The 16,215-nt window shown below is 68.5% G+C and carries 15 protein-coding genes; 1 reads left to right on the top strand and 14 read right to left on the bottom strand.

All coding sequences use genetic code 11. The annotated features are described in order from the left end of the window. Nucleotides 1–122: 122 nt before the first annotated feature. Nucleotides 123–1,226 (top strand): ferrochelatase, encoded by a 1,104-nt coding sequence (gene hemH / locus RAMLITH_RS08345; RefSeq protein ID WP_168106899.1) that lies wholly within the window; start codon nucleotides 123–125, stop codon nucleotides 1,224–1,226. On the opposite strand, the gene RAMLITH_RS08350 is transcribed toward hemH, so the two are convergent. From RAMLITH_RS08350 to RAMLITH_RS08415, 14 genes are all read right to left on the bottom strand, one after another. Continuing rightward, nucleotides 1,207–2,100 (bottom strand): alpha/beta fold hydrolase, encoded by an 894-nt coding sequence (locus RAMLITH_RS08350; protein WP_168106900.1) that lies wholly within the window; start codon nucleotides 2,098–2,100, stop codon nucleotides 1,207–1,209. The two genes, hemH and RAMLITH_RS08350, sit on opposite strands and share 20 nt — an antisense overlap. A 32-nt stretch (nucleotides 2,101–2,132) precedes the next feature. Then, a complete protein-coding gene (locus tag RAMLITH_RS08355) occupies nucleotides 2,133–3,200 on the bottom strand; it encodes a branched-chain amino acid ABC transporter permease (protein WP_168106901.1) in 1,068 nt (355 codons plus the stop codon). Between the two features lie 10 nt (nucleotides 3,201–3,210). Further along, entirely contained in the window at nucleotides 3,211–4,185 is a 975-nt protein-coding gene (locus RAMLITH_RS08360; RefSeq protein WP_168106902.1) for a branched-chain amino acid ABC transporter permease, read from the bottom strand. After that, the gene (locus tag RAMLITH_RS08365) at nucleotides 4,182–4,907 is read right to left on the bottom strand and encodes an ABC transporter ATP-binding protein (RefSeq protein WP_168106903.1); all 726 of its coding nucleotides are present in this window, start codon (nucleotides 4,905–4,907) and stop codon (nucleotides 4,182–4,184) included. Before RAMLITH_RS08365 ends, RAMLITH_RS08360 begins: the two co-directional genes overlap by 4 nt. Beyond that, the gene (locus RAMLITH_RS08370) at nucleotides 4,904–5,791 is read right to left on the bottom strand and encodes an ABC transporter ATP-binding protein (RefSeq protein WP_181017763.1); all 888 of its coding nucleotides are present in this window, start codon (nucleotides 5,789–5,791) and stop codon (nucleotides 4,904–4,906) included. The genes RAMLITH_RS08365 and RAMLITH_RS08370 overlap by 4 nt, the downstream gene beginning before the upstream one ends. Nucleotides 5,792–5,960: 169 nt before the next feature. Next, on the bottom strand, nucleotides 5,961–7,151 hold the full coding sequence (locus RAMLITH_RS08375) for a substrate-binding domain-containing protein (protein ID WP_168106904.1): 1,191 nt from the start codon (nucleotides 7,149–7,151) through the stop codon (nucleotides 5,961–5,963). Nucleotides 7,152–7,240: 89 nt separating this feature from the next. Beyond that, nucleotides 7,241–8,779, bottom strand: a complete 1,539-nt coding sequence (locus tag RAMLITH_RS08380) for a sigma-54 interaction domain-containing protein (RefSeq protein WP_168106905.1) — start codon at nucleotides 8,777–8,779, stop codon at nucleotides 7,241–7,243. A gap of 32 nt (nucleotides 8,780–8,811) precedes the next feature. Further along, nucleotides 8,812–9,555, bottom strand: coding sequence for an amino acid ABC transporter ATP-binding protein (locus RAMLITH_RS08385; protein WP_168106906.1), 744 nt, complete (start codon nucleotides 9,553–9,555; stop codon nucleotides 8,812–8,814). A 10-nt stretch (nucleotides 9,556–9,565) separates the two neighbouring features. Continuing rightward, nucleotides 9,566–10,687: an amino acid ABC transporter permease gene (locus RAMLITH_RS08390; protein WP_168106907.1), complete on the bottom strand. Its 1,122-nt coding sequence runs from the start codon at nucleotides 10,685–10,687 to the stop codon at nucleotides 9,566–9,568. Beyond that, nucleotides 10,687–11,862 carry an amino acid ABC transporter permease gene (locus RAMLITH_RS08395; protein ID WP_168106908.1) on the bottom strand — a complete coding sequence of 392 codons (1,176 nt, stop codon included), beginning with the start codon at nucleotides 11,860–11,862 and terminating at the stop codon, nucleotides 10,687–10,689. The genes RAMLITH_RS08390 and RAMLITH_RS08395 overlap by 1 nt, the downstream gene beginning before the upstream one ends. A gap of 73 nt (nucleotides 11,863–11,935) precedes the next feature. After that, the gene (locus RAMLITH_RS08400; RefSeq protein WP_168106909.1) at nucleotides 11,936–12,970 is read right to left on the bottom strand and encodes an amino acid ABC transporter substrate-binding protein; all 1,035 of its coding nucleotides are present in this window, start codon (nucleotides 12,968–12,970) and stop codon (nucleotides 11,936–11,938) included. 106 nt (nucleotides 12,971–13,076) lie between these two features. Then, nucleotides 13,077–14,588 (bottom strand): tripartite tricarboxylate transporter permease, encoded by a 1,512-nt coding sequence (locus RAMLITH_RS08405; protein WP_168106910.1) that lies wholly within the window; start codon nucleotides 14,586–14,588, stop codon nucleotides 13,077–13,079. A gap of 80 nt (nucleotides 14,589–14,668) precedes the next feature. Next, entirely contained in the window at nucleotides 14,669–15,181 is a 513-nt protein-coding gene (locus RAMLITH_RS08410) for a tripartite tricarboxylate transporter TctB family protein (RefSeq protein WP_168106911.1), read from the bottom strand. Nucleotides 15,182–15,253: 72 nt separating this feature from the next. Then, complete coding sequence (locus RAMLITH_RS08415; protein WP_168106912.1) at nucleotides 15,254–16,213, bottom strand: Bug family tripartite tricarboxylate transporter substrate binding protein; 960 nt, start codon at nucleotides 16,211–16,213, stop codon at nucleotides 15,254–15,256. Nucleotides 16,214–16,215: the final 2 nt, after the last annotated feature.

Below are 16,215 nucleotides of genomic sequence, written 5' to 3' on the forward strand. Positions count from 1 at the left end.
ACGCCAGTGAGCGTGGGGGCACACATTCTTCCGCCGAGCCGCCTCAAGGAGACTGAGGCCCCCTCGGGGGGCAGGGAACGCCAGTGAGCGTGGGGGCACATGTCAGTCGGGGAGAATACCCCATGCGCTCATCATCCCCTTTCGCCGCGGAACCGCCCTTGCCGCACGGCCGGCCCTCGCTCACTGCCGTGCTGTACTGCAACCTGGGCACGCCGGACGAACCCACCGCCGCTGCGGTGCGGCAATACCTGGCCGAATTCCTGAGCGACCCGCGGGTCGTCGAGATTCCGGCGGTGGTGTGGCAACCGCTCCTGCGCGGCGCCATCCTGCCGCTGCGCTCGGCGAAGTCGGCCGCGAAGTACGCGAGCATCTGGACGGCCGAGGGTTCGCCGCTGAAGGTCTGGACCGAGAAGCAGGCCAGGCTGCTGCAGGGTTGGCTCGGCGAACGGGGCCACCGCGTCATCGTGCGTCCCGCGATGCGCTACGGCAACCCGTCCATCGCTTCGCAGCTCGACGCGCTCAAGGCCGAGGGCGCGACCCGGATCCTGGTGCTGCCGGCGTACCCTCAGTACTCGGGGACGACGACGGCCAGCATCGTCGACGCCGTCGCGGCGTGGAGCCAGCGCCAGCGCAGCCTCCCGGAACTGCGCTTCGTCAACCGCTATCACGACCAGCACGGCTACATCAAGGCACTGGCCGCGCGCATTGGCCGCCACTGGCTCGACCACGGCCGGCCGGACCACCTGGTCATGAGTTTTCACGGTGTGCCCGAACGCACGCGCGACCTGGGCGACCCCTATTTCTGCGAATGCCAGAAGACGGCGCGGCTCCTGGCGGGCCAGCTCGGCCTGCTGCCGGAGCACTACAGCGTCACGTTCCAGTCGCGCTTCGGCAAGGCGAAGTGGCTGGAGCCCTACACCGAGCCGAGCGTGCGTGCGCTGGCGCAGCGCGGCGTCGGCCGCGTCGACGTGGTCTGTCCCGGGTTCACCGCCGACTGCCTGGAAACGCTGGAGGAAATCGGGCAGGAGGTGCGCGACGCCTTCCTCGGCGCCGGCGGCAAGGAGTTTCACTACATCCCGTGCCTGAACGACGATGGGCCGTGGATCGCCGCGCTCGGCGCGCTGGCCGAGCAGCACCTCGCCGGCTGGCCGACGCAGGAGCCGGCGAAGCCGGACGCGCTCGCGGCCACGCGCGAGCGCGCGCTGGCTATGGGTGCGAAGCAGTAGCGAGCGCCTCGTTCTGCTCGATGAAGGACGCGACCAGCTCCAGCTGATCCGGAACGTTCAGGGCCGGCGCGTGGCCGCAGCCGGGCACCTCGACGATCCGCGTGAGGCCGCGCAGGCCGGGGCCACGCCGGAGCATCTGCCCGGTGGTCTCGCGCAGCACCAGGTCGGACTCGGCGCCCCGCAGGCACAGCACGGGCACCTCGATCGCGTCGTAGTGCTCCCACACGTCGTAGTCGTGGGGATGGTCGGTGAACTGGCGCACCATCGCCGGGTCGTAGTGCGGCGTCACGCGACCGTCCGGCAGCCGCCGCACCGAAGTCTCCGTCAGCCGCCGCCACTGGGCGTCGCTCAGCCAGCCATACGGCTTGTAGACCTGGCGGAAGAACGCCTCGAGCTCCGCGATGGTGGTGAACGCCGGCGGATTGCCGGCGTAGGCGCGAATGCGCTCGATCGCCGGTTCCGCCAGCTGCGGCGCGTTGTCGTTCAGCACCAGGCTCGCGATGCGCGCCTTGGCGCGAGGCTGCAGCCGCCCGCCGGCGCAGGCCATCCCGATCGCGCCGCCCATCGACGTGCCGACCCAGTGCGCGCGCTCGATCCCGAGCCCTTCGATCAGTTCGGCGGCCAGGCGCGCGTAGAACGCCAGCGTGTACTCGCTGCCCGGATCGGGGCTCCACTGGCTCAGGCCGCGCCCGATGGTGTCGGGGCAGACCACGCGAAAGCCGCGGCCCGCGAGGTGTTCGGCCAGCTCATCCATGTCCCGGCCGGTCCGCGCGAGGCCGTGCCAGGCGATGACCGTGGGTCCCTGGCCCGCGCCCCACTCGGTGTAGTGGATCTCGCGACCGGCGCAGGTCGCGTAACAGGAGTTCGATGGCATGGCGGAGACCTCCGTGGGCGGTCGGGGCGCGGTCAGGCGTTGCTGCGCAGCGCGCGCAGCCGGCCGACCACCCCTGCGGGGAAGTAGTAGACGGACAGGACGAACAGCAGGCCGAGCCAGAGCAGCCAGCGGTCGGGCGAGAGCAGCGCGGCAAGCCAGGGCCACCCCGCGGCGCCTTCGCTGGCCAGGCGCAGCAGGTCCTGCAGGTAGCTCTGGGCGACGAGGAAGATCCCCGAGCCGACGGCGGCGCCGTACATGGTGCCCATGCCGCCGATCACCACGATCAGCAGCACGTCGAGCATCAGCTCGAACGACAGCGAGGTGTCGGGCCCGTTGTAGCGCAGCCAGAGCGCCAGCATGGCGCCGGCCAGCGTCGCGAACAGCGCCGACAGGATGCTGGACGTCGTGCGGTACACCACCACCCGGTAGCCGATCGCCTCGGCCCGGAACTCGTTTTCCCGGATCGCCTGGAGCACGCGCCCGAACGGCGAGTTGACGATGCGCAGCATCGCCAGCAGCGAGATCAGCGCGACGGCGAACAGCAGGTAATAGGCGAGCAGCCGGCCATCCAGGCTCGCGCCGAGGAACGGCGTCTCCGACCACTCGAAGCTCGGCGACAGCACCTCCGGCACCTTGAAGCTGAGACCGTCCTCGCCGCCGGTGATCTCGGACAGCTGGGAGGCCAGCGTCTGGAACGCCGCGGCAACGGCCAGCGTGATCATCGAGAAGAAGATCGCCCGCACCCGCAGCGAGAACAGGCCGATCGCCAGCGCCAGCACGAAAGACAGCAGGAGCGCGGCTGCGAGGCCGGCGCCGACCGCGGGCCAGCCAGGGCCCATGCGCGTGCTGGCGATGGCGATGCCGTACGCGCCGATGCCGAAGAACATCGTATGGGCAAAACTGACGATGCCGGTGTAGCCGAGCAGCAGGTCGTAGCTGGCGACCAGCACCACGAACACCAGGATCTTGGCCGCGACGTTCAGCGCCTTGACGCCGGGAAAGGCGAACGGCACGAGCGCCAGCGCCACCAGCATCGCGAACAGCAGCACGGCCAGCAGCCGGCTGCGCGGAAAATCGGCGGAGAGGATGCGCGCGAGCATGGCCCTGCCTTCAGCGGCTCGCGCCGTAGACGCCCTGCGGCCGCCACAGCAGGATGGCCATCATCAGCGCGATGTTGGAGAACAGCGCCGCCTTGGGCACCAGGAAGCCGGTGTAATTGGCCATCAACCCCACCAGGAGGGCGCCGATCAGCGCGCCCGTCGTCGAGCCCAGGCCGCCGATGATCAGCACGATGAAGATCAGCACGTTGACGTGGGCGCCCATCTGCGGCACGACGCTCTGCTGGTACAGGCCCCACATGACGCCGCCCAGCCCGGCGAGCGCGCTGCCGACCATGAACACGCCGATGAACAGCGTGCGGATGCGGTAGCCGAGCGCCTCCACCATTTCGCGGTCCTGGACCCCGGCGCGCACCAGCAGGCCGACCTTGGTGCGAGTCAGCACCCACAGCAGCGCACCGAAGACCGCCAGGCCGATGATGACCGCCAGCAGCCGGTACTTCTCGACGGCGGCGTCGCCGAACAGCAAGGCGCCGCGCATGCCTTCCGGCAGCGGCAAGGGGATCTGCAGCGGCCCCCAGATCACCTTGATCAGCTCCTCGCCGATGATCATGCCGCCCATCGTGATCAGGATCTGCTTGAGGTGGTTGCCGTAGACCGGCCGCACGATGAAGCGCTCGAAGGCCAGGCCGACGGCGCCCGCGACCAGCATCGCCACCAGCATGGCCGGGAACACCGCCAGCAGGTTGGTCCACAGGCTCGCCGACGCCGTGTAGTCGGCCATGCTGCCCAGCACGCTCGTTGCAACGAACGCGCCCAGCGCGATGAACACGCCATGCCCGAAGTTCAGGACGTCCATCAGCCCGAACACCAGCGTCAGGCCGGACGCGATGATGAACACGATCATCCCCATCGCCAGCCCGGCCACGGTGAGCGTGACCCAGGTCGAAACGGAACCGATGAACGGCAGCACCAGCAAGGCCAGCAGCGGCACCAGCGCCAGCGGCTTCCAGTCGAGGTCTCTCATATCGCCAACCCCAGCAGCGAGCGCTGCAGGGCCTCGTCCTCGGCCAGCGCGCGCATCGTCCCGGTGTGCGCCACGGCACCGTTGTCCATCACGGCCACCGTGTCGCCCAGGCGCTTCGCGAAATTGATGTTCTGCTCCACGAGCAGGATCGTCACGCCGCTCGCCTTCAGTTGCTGGAAGGCGTCGATCATGTTGTTGATGATGGCCGGCGCCAGCCCCTTGCTCGGCTCGTCGACGATCAGCAGCTGGCGCGGCTCCACGATCGCCCGGGCGACGGCGAGCATCTGCTTCTGCCCGCCCGAGAGCTTGCCGGCCGGGTGGTTCCAGAACTTCTCCACCGCGGGAAACAGGTGGAAGATCCACTGCAGTCGCTGCCGGTCCATGTGCGCGGCCGTGCGCGCACCACGCGCCGCCAGCAACATGTTCTCCTTCACGGTGAGGTCGGCGAAGATCCCCATGTTCTCGGGGACGTAGGCGACGTCGAGGGAAGCGATCTTCTGCGTGTCGAGGCGGGTGATGTCGCGCCCGTCGAAGGTGATGCGGCCGGCCGACGCGCGCCACAGTCCCATGACGGTGCGCAGCGTCGTCGTCTTGCCCGCGCCGTTGCGCCCCAGCAGCAGCGTCAGTTGCCCGCGCGGCACGACGAAGTCGACGCCATGCAGGATGTGGTACGCGCCGATGTGCGTGTGCACGCCTTCGAGCGTGAGGAGTGCGTCGCTCATGGCTTTTCAACCCGGCCGGCGCGCGTGTCTTCGGCCCCTCCCCCTCGAGGGGGAGGGTTGGGGTGGGGGGGAGCGTCATCAGGGCGACCGGCGGAGCCGGAGGCGTCCTGGGCGTCGCGCCCCGCGGGCGCCACGCCCAGGTAAGCCTCCTGGACGATCGGCGACGCAATGACCTCCGCCGGCTCGCCGTCCGCCACCAGCTGCCCGTTGTGCAGCACGATGATCCGGTCGGCCAGTTCCCGCACCACGTCCATCTTGTGCTCCACCAGCAGGATCGTCTTGCTGCGGTCGGCCTTGAGCTGCCGGATCAGGTCGAGGATCACCGGCGCTTCGGCGGCGTTCATGCCGGCGGTGGGCTCGTCGAACATGAACACGGACGGCTCGAGCGCCATCAGCAGGGCCACTTCCAGCTTGCGCTGGTCGCCGTGCGGCAGGCTGGCGACCAGTTCGTGCTCCTTGGCCTTCATGTCGACCGCCGCGAGGATCTCGTCGGCTCGGGCCAGCAGGCCGGCGTGGTCGCTCCAGATGCTCCACAGGTTGAAGCCGCGCCGGTGTGCCCCGTCGCGCGTGGCCTGTACCGCCAGCCGCACGTTCTCCAGCACCGTCAGGCGCGGGAACAGGTTGGTGAGCTGGAACGCACGGCCGAGGCCGGCCCGCGTGCGCTCCGACGCCGAGAGTCCCGAGACGTCGCGGCCATCGAGCGTCACCTCGCCGGCCGACGCCTTGAGCTGACCCGAGATCAGGTTGAAGTAGGTGGTCTTGCCCGCGCCGTTCGGGCCGACGATCGCCGTCAACGTGCCCGGCTCGAACGAGCAGGTCACGCGGTCGACGGCGACGTGGCCGCCGAAGCGCACGGTGAGGTCACGGGTGGCGAGCAGGCTCATGATGGATTGGTCGTCGCCGCGAGCGGCCTCCGCCTCGCGGGGGCCGCGAGGTCCAGGACCGCGCGGAACAACGTGCAGCGCGGTCTCCCTTGCATGGAGGATCCGGCTTCGCCGGTCCTCCATGCGCTGATCAGGGCACTGGAAAATCGCGCGGCGATTTTTCAGTGAATCAGCGCTTGTTGCGGATCGGGACCTGCATCTCTTCCGGCTTGATCTCGCGCACCAGCTCCGGCACGCCCCACGCGAACGCCGGGTCGGCCTTGATCTTGAAGTGGTACATGCTCTGCATCGCCTGGTGGTCCTCCTTGCGGAAGGTCATCCTGCCCTTGGGCGTGTCGAAGCTCATGCCCTCCATGGCGGCGATCAGCTTGTTCGCGGCCGTGTCGCCGTTCGTCTTCTTCAGCGCGGTCACCACGGCCATCGCGGCGGAGAAGCCGCCGGCCGTGAAGAAGTCCGGCGGACTCTTGAACTGCTTGTAGTGGCTGGCCACCAGCGCCTCGTTCACAGGGTTCTTCGGGATGCCGAAGTAGTAGTAGGTCGCCCCTTCCATCCCGGGGAACTGCTTGTAGGAGGCCATCGCCGGCAGGATGTTGCCGCCGGTGGCGATTTCGATGCCGTAGCGCTTCAGGTCCAGGTCGGCGATCTTGAACGGGTTGCCGGCGCCGGCCCACACGATCCAGATCACCTTGCGGCCCGGCACGTCCTTCAGCTTGTCGATCAGGCGCTGCGCGCCGGCCGTGAAGTCGGTGGTGTTCGCGGGCAGGTATTCCTCGTGGACGATCCTGGCCTTCTTGACCGACTCCTTGAACGCCTTCACGCCGTCGCGCCCGAACGCGTAGTCCTGCGCCAGCGTGGCGATGGTCACGCCCGGCTTGTCCAGCGCCACGGCGTTGGAGATCGCGTCCTGCGAGCTGTTGCGGCCGGTGCGGAAGATGTACTTGTTCCACTTGTCGCCGGTGATGGAATCCGCGACCGCGGGTTCCACCAGCAGGATCTTCTTGTATTCCTCGGCGACGGGCAGCATCGCCAGCGCGACGCCCGACGACGTCGGACCGATCGCGAGGTCGGCCTTGTCGTCGGAATAGGCGGTCGCGAGGAGCGACTTGCCCAGGTCGGGCTTGCCCTGGTCGTCCTTCTCGATCACGACGATCTTGCGGCCGTTGACGGTCATGGTCCCGCCCGTGGCGTAGTCCAGGCCCATCATCAGTCCGGTCTGCGTCTGCTTGCCGTACGCCTCCAGCGGGCCGGTGCGGCTGTAGACGTGGGCGATCCTGATCTCCTTGGCCTGGGCCAGGACGACCGGGGCGGCGAAGGTGGAGGCGGCGAGTGCGGCGAGCGCGACCCAGGTGCGGCGTTGCATGTGTGTCTCCTGTTGGACTGCAGATTTGGATAAACCGGAACGCACGGTCCGTGCCAGGTCGCGGGCCGTTGATTCCAAAGGAAATTTGCTCAGTTCGGTGATGAAGTGTCCGGAAACGACGCAGTTTCGACTGTCCACATTTCAGGCATTGACTGAAATTCAGCCATCGTCGCCAGCCGTTCGTACAGCTTGGCCCGCGAGATGCCCAGCAGCCTGGCGGCTGCCAGCTTGTTCCCGCCCGTGGCCGCGAGGGCTGCGGCGATCGCCCGGCGCTCGAGTTCGCCGACCTGCTCGGCCAGCGGCCGAAGCGCGCTTGCGCCGGAGGCCTGCGGCGCCGGCGCCGTGACGATGGGCGCGACGATCTCCCGGACGCCGGCCTCGCGCAGCACGGCCGCGACCTGGGCCGCGTCGATCCGCGGCGTATCGCTGCGCATGGCGGCCTGCTCCAGGACGTTGCGCAGCTCGCGAATGTTGCCGCGCCAGCTCTGCGCGGCCAGCAGGCCCATGGCATCGGCAGTGAGCTCCGGCGCCGCCGAGCCGCCGCGCGCCGCGATGTCCTCGGCCAGCACTTCCACCAGCGACGGGATGTCGGTGCGCCGTTCGCGCAGCGGCGGCACGCGGATCGGCAGCACGTTGAGGCGATAGAAGAGGTCTTCGCGAAACCTGCCTTCGCGCACCAGGGCCCCGAGGTCGCGCGATGTCGCCGCGATCACGCGCGCGTCGAACGGCACCACCTTGTTGGAGCCCAGCGGCTCGATCTCGCCCTCCTGCAGCGCCCGCAGCAGCTTGGGCTGCAGCGCCAGCGGCATGTCGCCGATCTCGTCGAGGAACAGCGTGCCGCCGTCGGCGAGCTTGAACTTGCCCACCCGGCCCTTGCGATCGGCGCCCGTGTACGCGCCGGGCGCCACCCCGAAAAATTCGGCCTCGAGCAACGTGTCCGGCACGGCCGCAATGTTGACGCTCACCAGCGGGCCGCCGGTGCGCGCGGAGGCGGCGTGGATCGCATGCGCCAGCAGTTCCTTGCCGGTGCCGGTCTCGCCGAGCAGCAGCACCGGGCTGGACGAGACGGCCGCGCGGCGCGCCTGGCGCTTCACCTCCACGGCGGGCGGGCTGGAGCCCACGAAGCTGGCCAGCGTGTACTTGGTACGGCGCTGGCTGGCAAGTTCGCGCCGGGCGTCGTCGAGGTCGCGCTGCAACCGCGCGAACTTGCTGATCAGGGGCTGCAGCGTCGTCTCGGGATGGTCGAACAGCACGATGCCGATCGCGCCGATCAGCTCGCCGCCGTGCTCGTCGCGCAGCGGAATGCGGCTGACGACGAAGGTGCCGGCACGGTTCGTCAGCAGGTCCACCAGGATCGGCTGGCCGGTCTCCAGCACGCGGCGCATCTGCGTGTTGGGCACGACGTCCTCGATCATGTGGCCCACCACCTCCTCGGCGGACGAGAACCCGAGGGCCGGCAGGAAGCGCTTGTAGCCCTCGTTGAGCCACACGATGCGGCCGGTGCGGTCCACCAGGAACATGCCCTGGCTGATGCTCGAGAACAGCTGGAACATCGACCGCGCGGCCAGCGCCAGGATGCTTTCACCGTCGAGCGGCAGGGACGGCGTCGCGGGCGAGGAAGCGGCCATGGCGGGATGTACGGCGGGCCGGCACGGCCGGGTCAGTGGCCGAGGATCTTCGACAGGAAGTCCCGGCTGCGTTCGCTCTTCGGATTGTTGAAGAACTCGTGCGGCGGACTGCTCTCGACGATCTGTCCCTCGTCCATGAAGATGACGCAGTCGGCGACCGCCTTGGCGAAGCCCATCTCGTGCGTCACGCACAGCATGGTGATGCCCTGGTCGGCCAGTTCGATCATCACGTCCAGCACCTCCTTGATCATCTCCGGGTCGAGCGCGGAGGTCGGCTCGTCGAACAGCATGATCTTCGGCGTGAGGCACAGCGCCCGGGCGATCGCCACGCGCTGCTGCTGGCCGCCCGAAAGCTGCAGCGGATACTTGCCGGCCTGGTCGGCGATGCGCACGCGCTCCAGCTGCTGCATCGCCTTCTCCACGGCTTCCTTGCGCGGCAGCTTGCCGACCCACATCGGCGACAGCGTCAGGTTGTCCAGCACGGTGAGGTGCGGGAACAGGTTGAACTGCTGGAACACCATGCCCACCTTCTTGCGCACCTCGTCGACGGCCTTGACGTCGTCGCTCAGCTCCACGCCGTCGACGACGAGGCGCCCCTCCTGGTGCTCCTCCAGCCGGTTGATGCAGCGGATCAGCGTGGACTTGCCCGAGCCCGACGGACCGCAGATGACGATCTTCTCGCCCCGCGCCACGTTGAGGTCGATGTCGCGCAGCACGTGGAAATTGTTCCCGTACCACTTGTTGACTTTTTCGAAGCGGATGATCGATTCGGCCATGGAGTCCCGGTCAGCGGCGCCTGCCCGCGTTGAGCTGCCTTTCCACCCACTGGCTGTAGCGGGACATGGCAAAGCAGAAGAGGAAATAGATCAGGGCGATGAAGAAGTAGCCCTGCAGCTTGAACGGCTTCCAGTTCGCGTCGGCGTTCACGGCGAGGTCGAGCGCGCCCGTGAGCTCGTACAGGCTCACGATGCTGACCAGCGAGGTGTCCTTGAAGATGGAGATGAAGCTGTTGACGATGCTCGGCACCACCATCGCCAGCGCCTGCGGCAGCACGATCTTGCGCTGCGTCTGCCAGTAGGACAGGCCCAGCGTCGCCGCCGCCTCCACCTGCCCCTTGGGCACCGCCTGCAGGCCGCCGCGGATCACCTCGGCCAGGTAGGCCGCCGCGAACAGGGTGATGCCCACCAGCACCCGGATCAGGACGTCGATCGTCAAGCCCGGGGGCATGAACAGCGGAAACATGAACGAGGCCATGAACAGCACCGAGATCAGCGGCACGCCCCGGATCAGTTCGACGTAGATGGTGCAGAACGCGCGGATCGCCGGCAGGTTGGAACGCCGCCCCAGCGCCACCAGCAGCGCGATCGGGAAGGCCATCACGATCGACAGCGACGACAGCAGGATCGTCAGCGGCAGGCCGCCCCAGCGGTCGGTCTCGACCTTCGACAGGCCGAGGACCCCGCCGAGCATCAGAACGAAGAAGACCGCCAGCACCGCCGCCCATGCCAGCACGAGCCAGCGTTTCCAGAACGGGCGGGTGCAGCTTGCCACGAGCATCGCCACCATCAGCACGGTCGCCGCCAGCGGCCGCCACTGCTCCTCGTACGGGTAGCGCCCGAAGATGATGATGCGGTACTTCTCGGCGACGACGCCCCAGCAGGCGCCCATGCCTTCCATCGCCTTGCACGCCGCCAGGTCGGGCGTCCAGACGGCGCGCAGCAGCGCCCAGTCAACGAGTTTCGGCAGCACCCAGAGCAGCACGGCTCCGAGCACGAACGTGGCGAACGTCGTCTGCCAGCTGCCGAACAGGTTCGCGCGCATCCAGGGCAGCACGCCCTCGGTCGCGCGCGGTGCGGGGCGGGCCGGGACCGGACGAAAGCCGCTGGCGCCGGGGCTGGTGCCGTCCATCACCGCTCCTTGATCGCCACGCGGGCGTTGTACCAGTTCATGCCGGCCGACGTCAGCAGCGACAGCGTGAGATACACCGACATCAGGATGGCGATGCATTCCACCGCCCGGCCGGTCTGGTTCATGGCGGTGTTGGCGATCGACACGATGTCGGGGTAGCCGATGGCGACCGCCAGCGAGGAATTCTTGGTCAGGTTCAGGTACTGGTTGGTGAGCGGCGGGATGATGACGCGCAGCGCCTGCGGCAGCAGGATCAGGCGGATCTCCAGGCGGCGGTCCAGGCCCAGCGCCGCCGCGGCCTCGGCCTGCCCGCCGGGCACCGAAGCGATGCCCGACCGCACCACCTCGGCGATGAAGGCCGCCGTGTACATGGTCAGGCCCAGCAGCAGGGCCATGAATTCCGGCGTCAGCGCGCCGCCGTGCTCCACCGCGAACTCGCCTTTCCTCGGGTAGTCGAGCACGGTGGACGCGCCGCCCGCCACCCAGCCGGCGAACGCGAGCGCCAGCACCAGCAGCAGCGGCAACCAGAACATGCTCCTGGCGTGGCCGGTGAGCTCGAAGTGCCGGCGCGCCCAGCGCCGGTAGAACCATGCGGCGACGAGCCCGCCCAGCAGGCCCAGGCCCACCCAAGCTTCACCCGGACCCCAGACCGGGGCGGGGAAGTTCATGCCGCCCTTGCTGAGGAAGAAGGGCCCCACCTTCCATGCGTCCTGGATGGCCGGCAGGACTTCCGTGAGCACCAGGTACCAGACCAGCAACTGCAGCAGCACCGGCACGTTGCGGAACAGTTCAACGTACGCCGAGCACAGCCCGCGCACCAGCCCGTTGCGCGAGAAGCGGCCGATGCCGATCAGCGTTCCGAGCAAGGTGGCGAGCACGATGCCGGCGATCGCGACGCGCAAGGTGTTGGTCAGGCCGACCCCGAAAGCGCGCAGGTACGACTCCGCGGAATCAAACGCATAGAGGCTTTCGCCGATCGAGAAACCGGCGGGCTGCGTCAGGAAATCGAAGCCGCTCTGGATCCCGCGCACGCGCATGTTGGTGAGCGTGTTCGACCAGAGGAACCAGGCCGCGAGCCCGATGACGGCGAGCGCCACGAGCTGGTACACGAGCCCCCGGAAGGCGCGGCTGCGCCAGGACCAGGGACTCTTGGAAGGCGGGCTCTTTGACTGCATGCGGGTCAGGAAGACGCCGCCGGGCGCGCGACACCGGCGCCGGCGGGCAAGAGCGTCAACGTTCGGCCGTCAATCAGCGCATCGGCGGGGCGTACATCAGCCCGCCCTTGTTCCACTGGTTGTTGATGCCCCGCGGCAGGCCCAGCGTCGACTTGGGGCCGACGTTGCGCTCGAAGATCTCGCCGTAGTTGCCGACGGCCTTGATCGCGCGGGCCATCCAGTCCTTGTCCAGGCCGACCAGCTTGCCCATGTCCTCGCCGGTGCCCAGGATGCGCTTGACGACCGGGTCCTGGCTCGAGCCCTTCAGCTGGTCCACGCTGGCCTGCGTGATGCCGTACTCCTCGGCCTCGATCAGGCCGTAGATCGTCCACTTGACGATGGCGAACCACTCGTCGTCGCCGCGGCGCACCAGCGGCCCCAGCGGCTCCTTGGAGATCAGCTCAGGCAGGATGACGTGGTCGGCGGGGTTCTGCGCCACCTTGTTGCGGATCGACGCCAGGCCCGACGCGTCAGTCGTGTACGAGATGCAGCGCCCTGAGAAGTAGGCGGCGGTCGCCGCTTCCTCCTTCTCGAACACCACGGTCTTGATGTTCAGGTTGTTGGCCTTGGAATAGTCGGTCAGGTTCTTTTCGGTCGTCGTGCCGGACTGCACGCACACGGTCTGGTTCTTGAACTGCTTGGCGCTCTTGATGTTGCTCTTCTTCGGCACGATGAAGCCCTGGCCGTCGTAGTAGGTCACCACCGTCTGGTTCAGGCCCAGGGAGGCGTCTCGGGTCAGGGTGAACGTCGTGTTGCGCGACAGCAGGTCGATTTCGCCGGACTGCAGCGCCGTGAAGCGCTGCTGGGCCGTCAGCGGCACGTATTTCACCTTCTCGGCGTCGCCCAGCACGGCGGCCGCCACGGCCTTGCACATGTCGACGTCGAGGCCGGACCACTTGCCGGTCGAATCGGCGGCGGAGAACCCGGCCAGGCCGGTGTGCACACCGCAGACCAGCTGGCCACGCGACTTCACGCCGTCCAGCGTCTTGCCGGCCATCGCGGCCGGTGCGCTGACCAGCGTGCCGAGTGCCACGGCCAGCGGCAGCCAATGCTTGGTGAGTTTGCTCATGGATCGTTCTCCTGTTGCTGAAGACTTGTTGGTTGCCCCGGCCCTCGCCGCGCGAATCCGGGGGCGAAAAGAGGATAGCCGAACTCGGCCGTTCCGCGGCTTGGCGTCAACCCGCATCCGCGGCGCTTTCTCGCCGGAAGGTGGCACGGAGGATCCGGGGCAGCAGCAGCACCGCCAGGATGAGCGCGATCATCACGAGCGACATCGGGCGCTGCAGGAACACCATGAAACTGCCTTCCCCGATGGAGACCGCATTGCGCATCTGCGCTTCGGCCAGCGGCCCCAGGATCATGCCCACGACCACCGGCGCCGTCGGGAAGTCGAACCGCCGCATCAGCACGCCCACCACGCCGATGCCATACAGCAGCACGAGGTCGAAGGCGCTCTGGCGCATGCCGTAGGCGCCCACGGTGGCGAAGATCAGGATGCCGGCATACAGCTGCGGCTTGGGGATCTTCAGCAGCTTGACCCACAACCCCACCATCGGCAGGTTCAGCACCAGCAGCATCACGTTGCCGATGTACAGCGACGCGATCAGGGCCCACACCAGCGCCGCCGAGGTCGTGAACAGCTGCGGCCCGGGATTGATGCCGTAGTTCTGGAACGCGCCCAGCAGGATCGCCGTGGTGTTGGACGTCGGAATGCCCAGTGTCAGCAGCGGGATCAGCGCCGTGGTGACGGTGGCATTGTTGGCGGCCTCTGGACCGGCCACGCCCTCGATGGCGCCCTGGTGGCCGAACTCGGCGAGGTTCTCGTCCTTGGCCAGCTTCTTCTCGGCCGCATAGCTGAGGAACGTGGGAATCTCGGTGCCGCCGGCCGGAATGCACCCGAACGGCGCGCCGATGGCGGTGCCGCGCAGCCACGCCGGGATCGAGCGCTTCCAGTCGCGGCGGGTCATGTGCACGCGCGAAAGCCGGTTCTGCGATTCCTTCACCCGGCCCTCGTACATCGCCGCGTACAGCACCTCCGCCACGGCGAACAGGCCGACCGCGACCAGCACGATCTCGATGCCGTCCAGCAGCTCCGGGACGCCATAGGTGTAGCGTGCCTGGCCCGAGATCTGGTCCAGGCCGATCAGGCCGACCGCGAGCCCGACCAGCAGCGCCGTCATGCCGCGCAGCGTGCTCTGCCCCAGCACCGCGCTCACGGTGGTGAACGCCAGCACCATCAGCAGGAAATACTCCGGCGGCCCGAGCTTGACCGCGAACTCGGCGACCGAGGGCGCGAAGAGCGTCACGATCACCGTGGCCACGGTGCCGGCGACGAAGGATCCGATCGCCGCGGTCGCCAGCGCGGCGCCGGCGCGCCCGCTCTTGGCCATCCTGTTGCCTTCCATGGCCGTGACCATGGTGGCCGTCTCTCCCGGCGTGTTCAGCAGGATGGAGGTGGTCGAACCGCCGTACATCGCGCCGTAGTAGATGCCGGCGAAGAAGATCATCGACGCGGTGACTTCGACCTTGGCGGTGATCGGCAGCAGCATCGCCACCGCGACGGCCGGGCCGATGCCGGGGAGCACGCCGACGGCGGTGCCAAGCGCACAACCGACCAGCGCCCATACCAGGTTGGCCGGCGAGATCGCGGTCGCGAAGCCCTGCATCAGGGCGTTGAGAATCTCCATGTCAGTCTCCGCCGAGCCGCCTCAAGGAGACTGAAGCCCCCTCGGGGGGCAGCGAACGCAAGTGAGCGTGGGGGTCCATTTCAGAGCCACCCGGTGCCGGTGATCCCGGGCAGGTTGATGGCGAGGAACTGGGTGAAGGTCCAGAACACCGGTGCGGCGATCGCGATGCCCGTGGTCAGGTCCACCGCCAGCGTCCGCGGCCGCATGGCCGGCTGCCCGGCGGCGCCGCGCAGGCCCTGCACCGCCAGCAGGTAGCACAGCCCGCAGCTCAGGATGAATCCGATGGTGGTGATCAGGGCGGCGTTCGCGAGCAGGCCCGCCGACACCCACACGAAAGCGATCCAGTCGGCGCGCGCCGCGCCGGAAGGGGCCTCCATGTTCCGGAAGCCCCCGGTGCGCGCCTCGCGGACGATCAGGATGCCGCACACCGCCAGGCCGCCCGCCACCGCCCACGGCAGGAAGTTGGGCCCGACGCCGCCATAGCCGGCGCCGGAGGGAATCGAGACCGCCCCGGCGCCGAGCGCCAGTGCGATCAGCACCACGGCCGAGCCGACCAGGGTCTGCAGCCAGCGGGGATCGCGAGCCTGTGTCATTGCTGTATCCTCCGGGTCAACAAGAACGCCCGGCTCGGCCGGGCGTCGCTGGTCGCTCGCGGCAACCGGGCTTCAGATCATCCCGGACTTGACCATCGTCGCGCGCAGGCTGGCGAATTCGTCGTCGACGAACTTCTCGAAGGCCGGACCGGCCAGGACCGCGGGCGTCCAGTTGTTCTTTTCGAGCGACTCGGCCCACGACCTGGTCTTCAGCGCCGCGAGCACCATGTCGGTGAGCGCCTTGCGCTGCGCCGGGTTGATGCCGGGAGCGCCGTAGACGCCGCGCCAGTTGCCGATCTCGACGTTGATGCCCTGCTCCTTGAGCGTCGGCACGTTGATGCCCTTGAGGCGGGTACCCGAAGTGACGCCGATCGCCTTCATCTTGCCCGCCGCGATGTACTCCGCGAACTCGCTGTAGCCGCTGCCGCCCACCGTGACGTTGCCGCCGAGGATGGCGGCGACAGCCTCGCCGCCTCCCCGGAAGGCGACGTAGTTGATCTTCGCCGGATCGGCGCCCACCTCGCGCGCGATCATCGCGGCGGCGATGTGCTCGGTGGACCCGCGCGAGCCGCCCGCCCATTTCACGCTGCCGGGGTCCTTCTTCAGCTGCGCGACGACGTCGGCCATCGTCTTGTGCGGCGAGTTGGCCGGCAGGACGAAGACGTTGTACTCGCTCGTCAGGCGCGCGATCGGCGTCGCCTGCGTCAGGCTCACCGGAGGCTTGCCGGTGATGATGCCGCCCAGCATCACGGCACCCATGACCATCAGCGCGTTGGGGTCGCCCTTGCTGGCGTTGACGAACTGCGCCAGGCCCAGCGCGCCGGCGGCGCCGCCCTTGTTCTCGTAGCTGACGCTGTCGGCCACCTTGGCTTCCTGCAGCGCCTTGCCGAGCGCCCGGCCCGTCGTGTCCCAGCCGCCGCCCGGGTTGGCCGGGATCATCATCTTGATGCTGGCGGCCGCGGCAGCGGGCAGCGGCAGCGCGCCGGCGGCGGCCAGCGCGGCCAGCGACTTGAGGAAGGTATCACGACGCATCG

Origin of the sequence: Ramlibacter lithotrophicus (assembly GCF_012184415.1) — a bacterium.
Classification (GTDB): Bacteria; Pseudomonadota; Gammaproteobacteria; order Burkholderiales; family Burkholderiaceae_C; genus Ramlibacter; species Ramlibacter lithotrophicus.

Excerpts from the sequence above, each read along its gene's own strand:
- RAMLITH_RS08390 (WP_168106907.1), bottom strand. The coding sequence starts at position 10,687 with ATGGACGGCACCAGCCCCGGCGCCAGCGGCTTTCGTCCGGTCCCGGCC.
- RAMLITH_RS08350 (WP_168106900.1), bottom strand. The coding sequence starts at position 2,100 with ATGCCATCGAACTCCTGTTACGCGACCTGCGCCGGTCGCGAGATCCAC.
- RAMLITH_RS08400 (WP_168106909.1), bottom strand. The coding sequence starts at position 12,970 with ATGAGCAAACTCACCAAGCATTGGCTGCCGCTGGCCGTGGCACTCGGC.
- RAMLITH_RS08360 (WP_168106902.1), bottom strand. The coding sequence starts at position 4,185 with ATGAGAGACCTCGACTGGAAGCCGCTGGCGCTGGTGCCGCTGCTGGCC.
- RAMLITH_RS08375 (WP_168106904.1), bottom strand. The coding sequence starts at position 7,151 with ATGCAACGCCGCACCTGGGTCGCGCTCGCCGCACTCGCCGCCTCCACC.
- RAMLITH_RS08380 (WP_168106905.1), bottom strand. The coding sequence starts at position 8,779 with ATGGCCGCTTCCTCGCCCGCGACGCCGTCCCTGCCGCTCGACGGTGAA.
- RAMLITH_RS08395 (WP_168106908.1), bottom strand. The coding sequence starts at position 11,862 with ATGCAGTCAAAGAGCCCGCCTTCCAAGAGTCCCTGGTCCTGGCGCAGC.
- RAMLITH_RS08355 (WP_168106901.1), bottom strand. The coding sequence starts at position 3,200 with ATGCTCGCGCGCATCCTCTCCGCCGATTTTCCGCGCAGCCGGCTGCTG.
- hemH (WP_168106899.1), top strand. The coding sequence starts at position 123 with ATGCGCTCATCATCCCCTTTCGCCGCGGAACCGCCCTTGCCGCACGGC.
- RAMLITH_RS08415 (WP_168106912.1), bottom strand. The coding sequence starts at position 16,213 with ATGCGTCGTGATACCTTCCTCAAGTCGCTGGCCGCGCTGGCCGCCGCC.
- RAMLITH_RS08365 (WP_168106903.1), bottom strand. The coding sequence starts at position 4,907 with ATGAGCGACGCACTCCTCACGCTCGAAGGCGTGCACACGCACATCGGC.
- RAMLITH_RS08410 (WP_168106911.1), bottom strand. The coding sequence starts at position 15,181 with ATGACACAGGCTCGCGATCCCCGCTGGCTGCAGACCCTGGTCGGCTCG.
- RAMLITH_RS08405 (WP_168106910.1), bottom strand. The coding sequence starts at position 14,588 with ATGGAGATTCTCAACGCCCTGATGCAGGGCTTCGCGACCGCGATCTCG.
- RAMLITH_RS08370 (WP_181017763.1), bottom strand. The coding sequence starts at position 5,791 with ATGAGCCTGCTCGCCACCCGTGACCTCACCGTGCGCTTCGGCGGCCAC.
- RAMLITH_RS08385 (WP_168106906.1), bottom strand. The coding sequence starts at position 9,555 with ATGGCCGAATCGATCATCCGCTTCGAAAAAGTCAACAAGTGGTACGGG.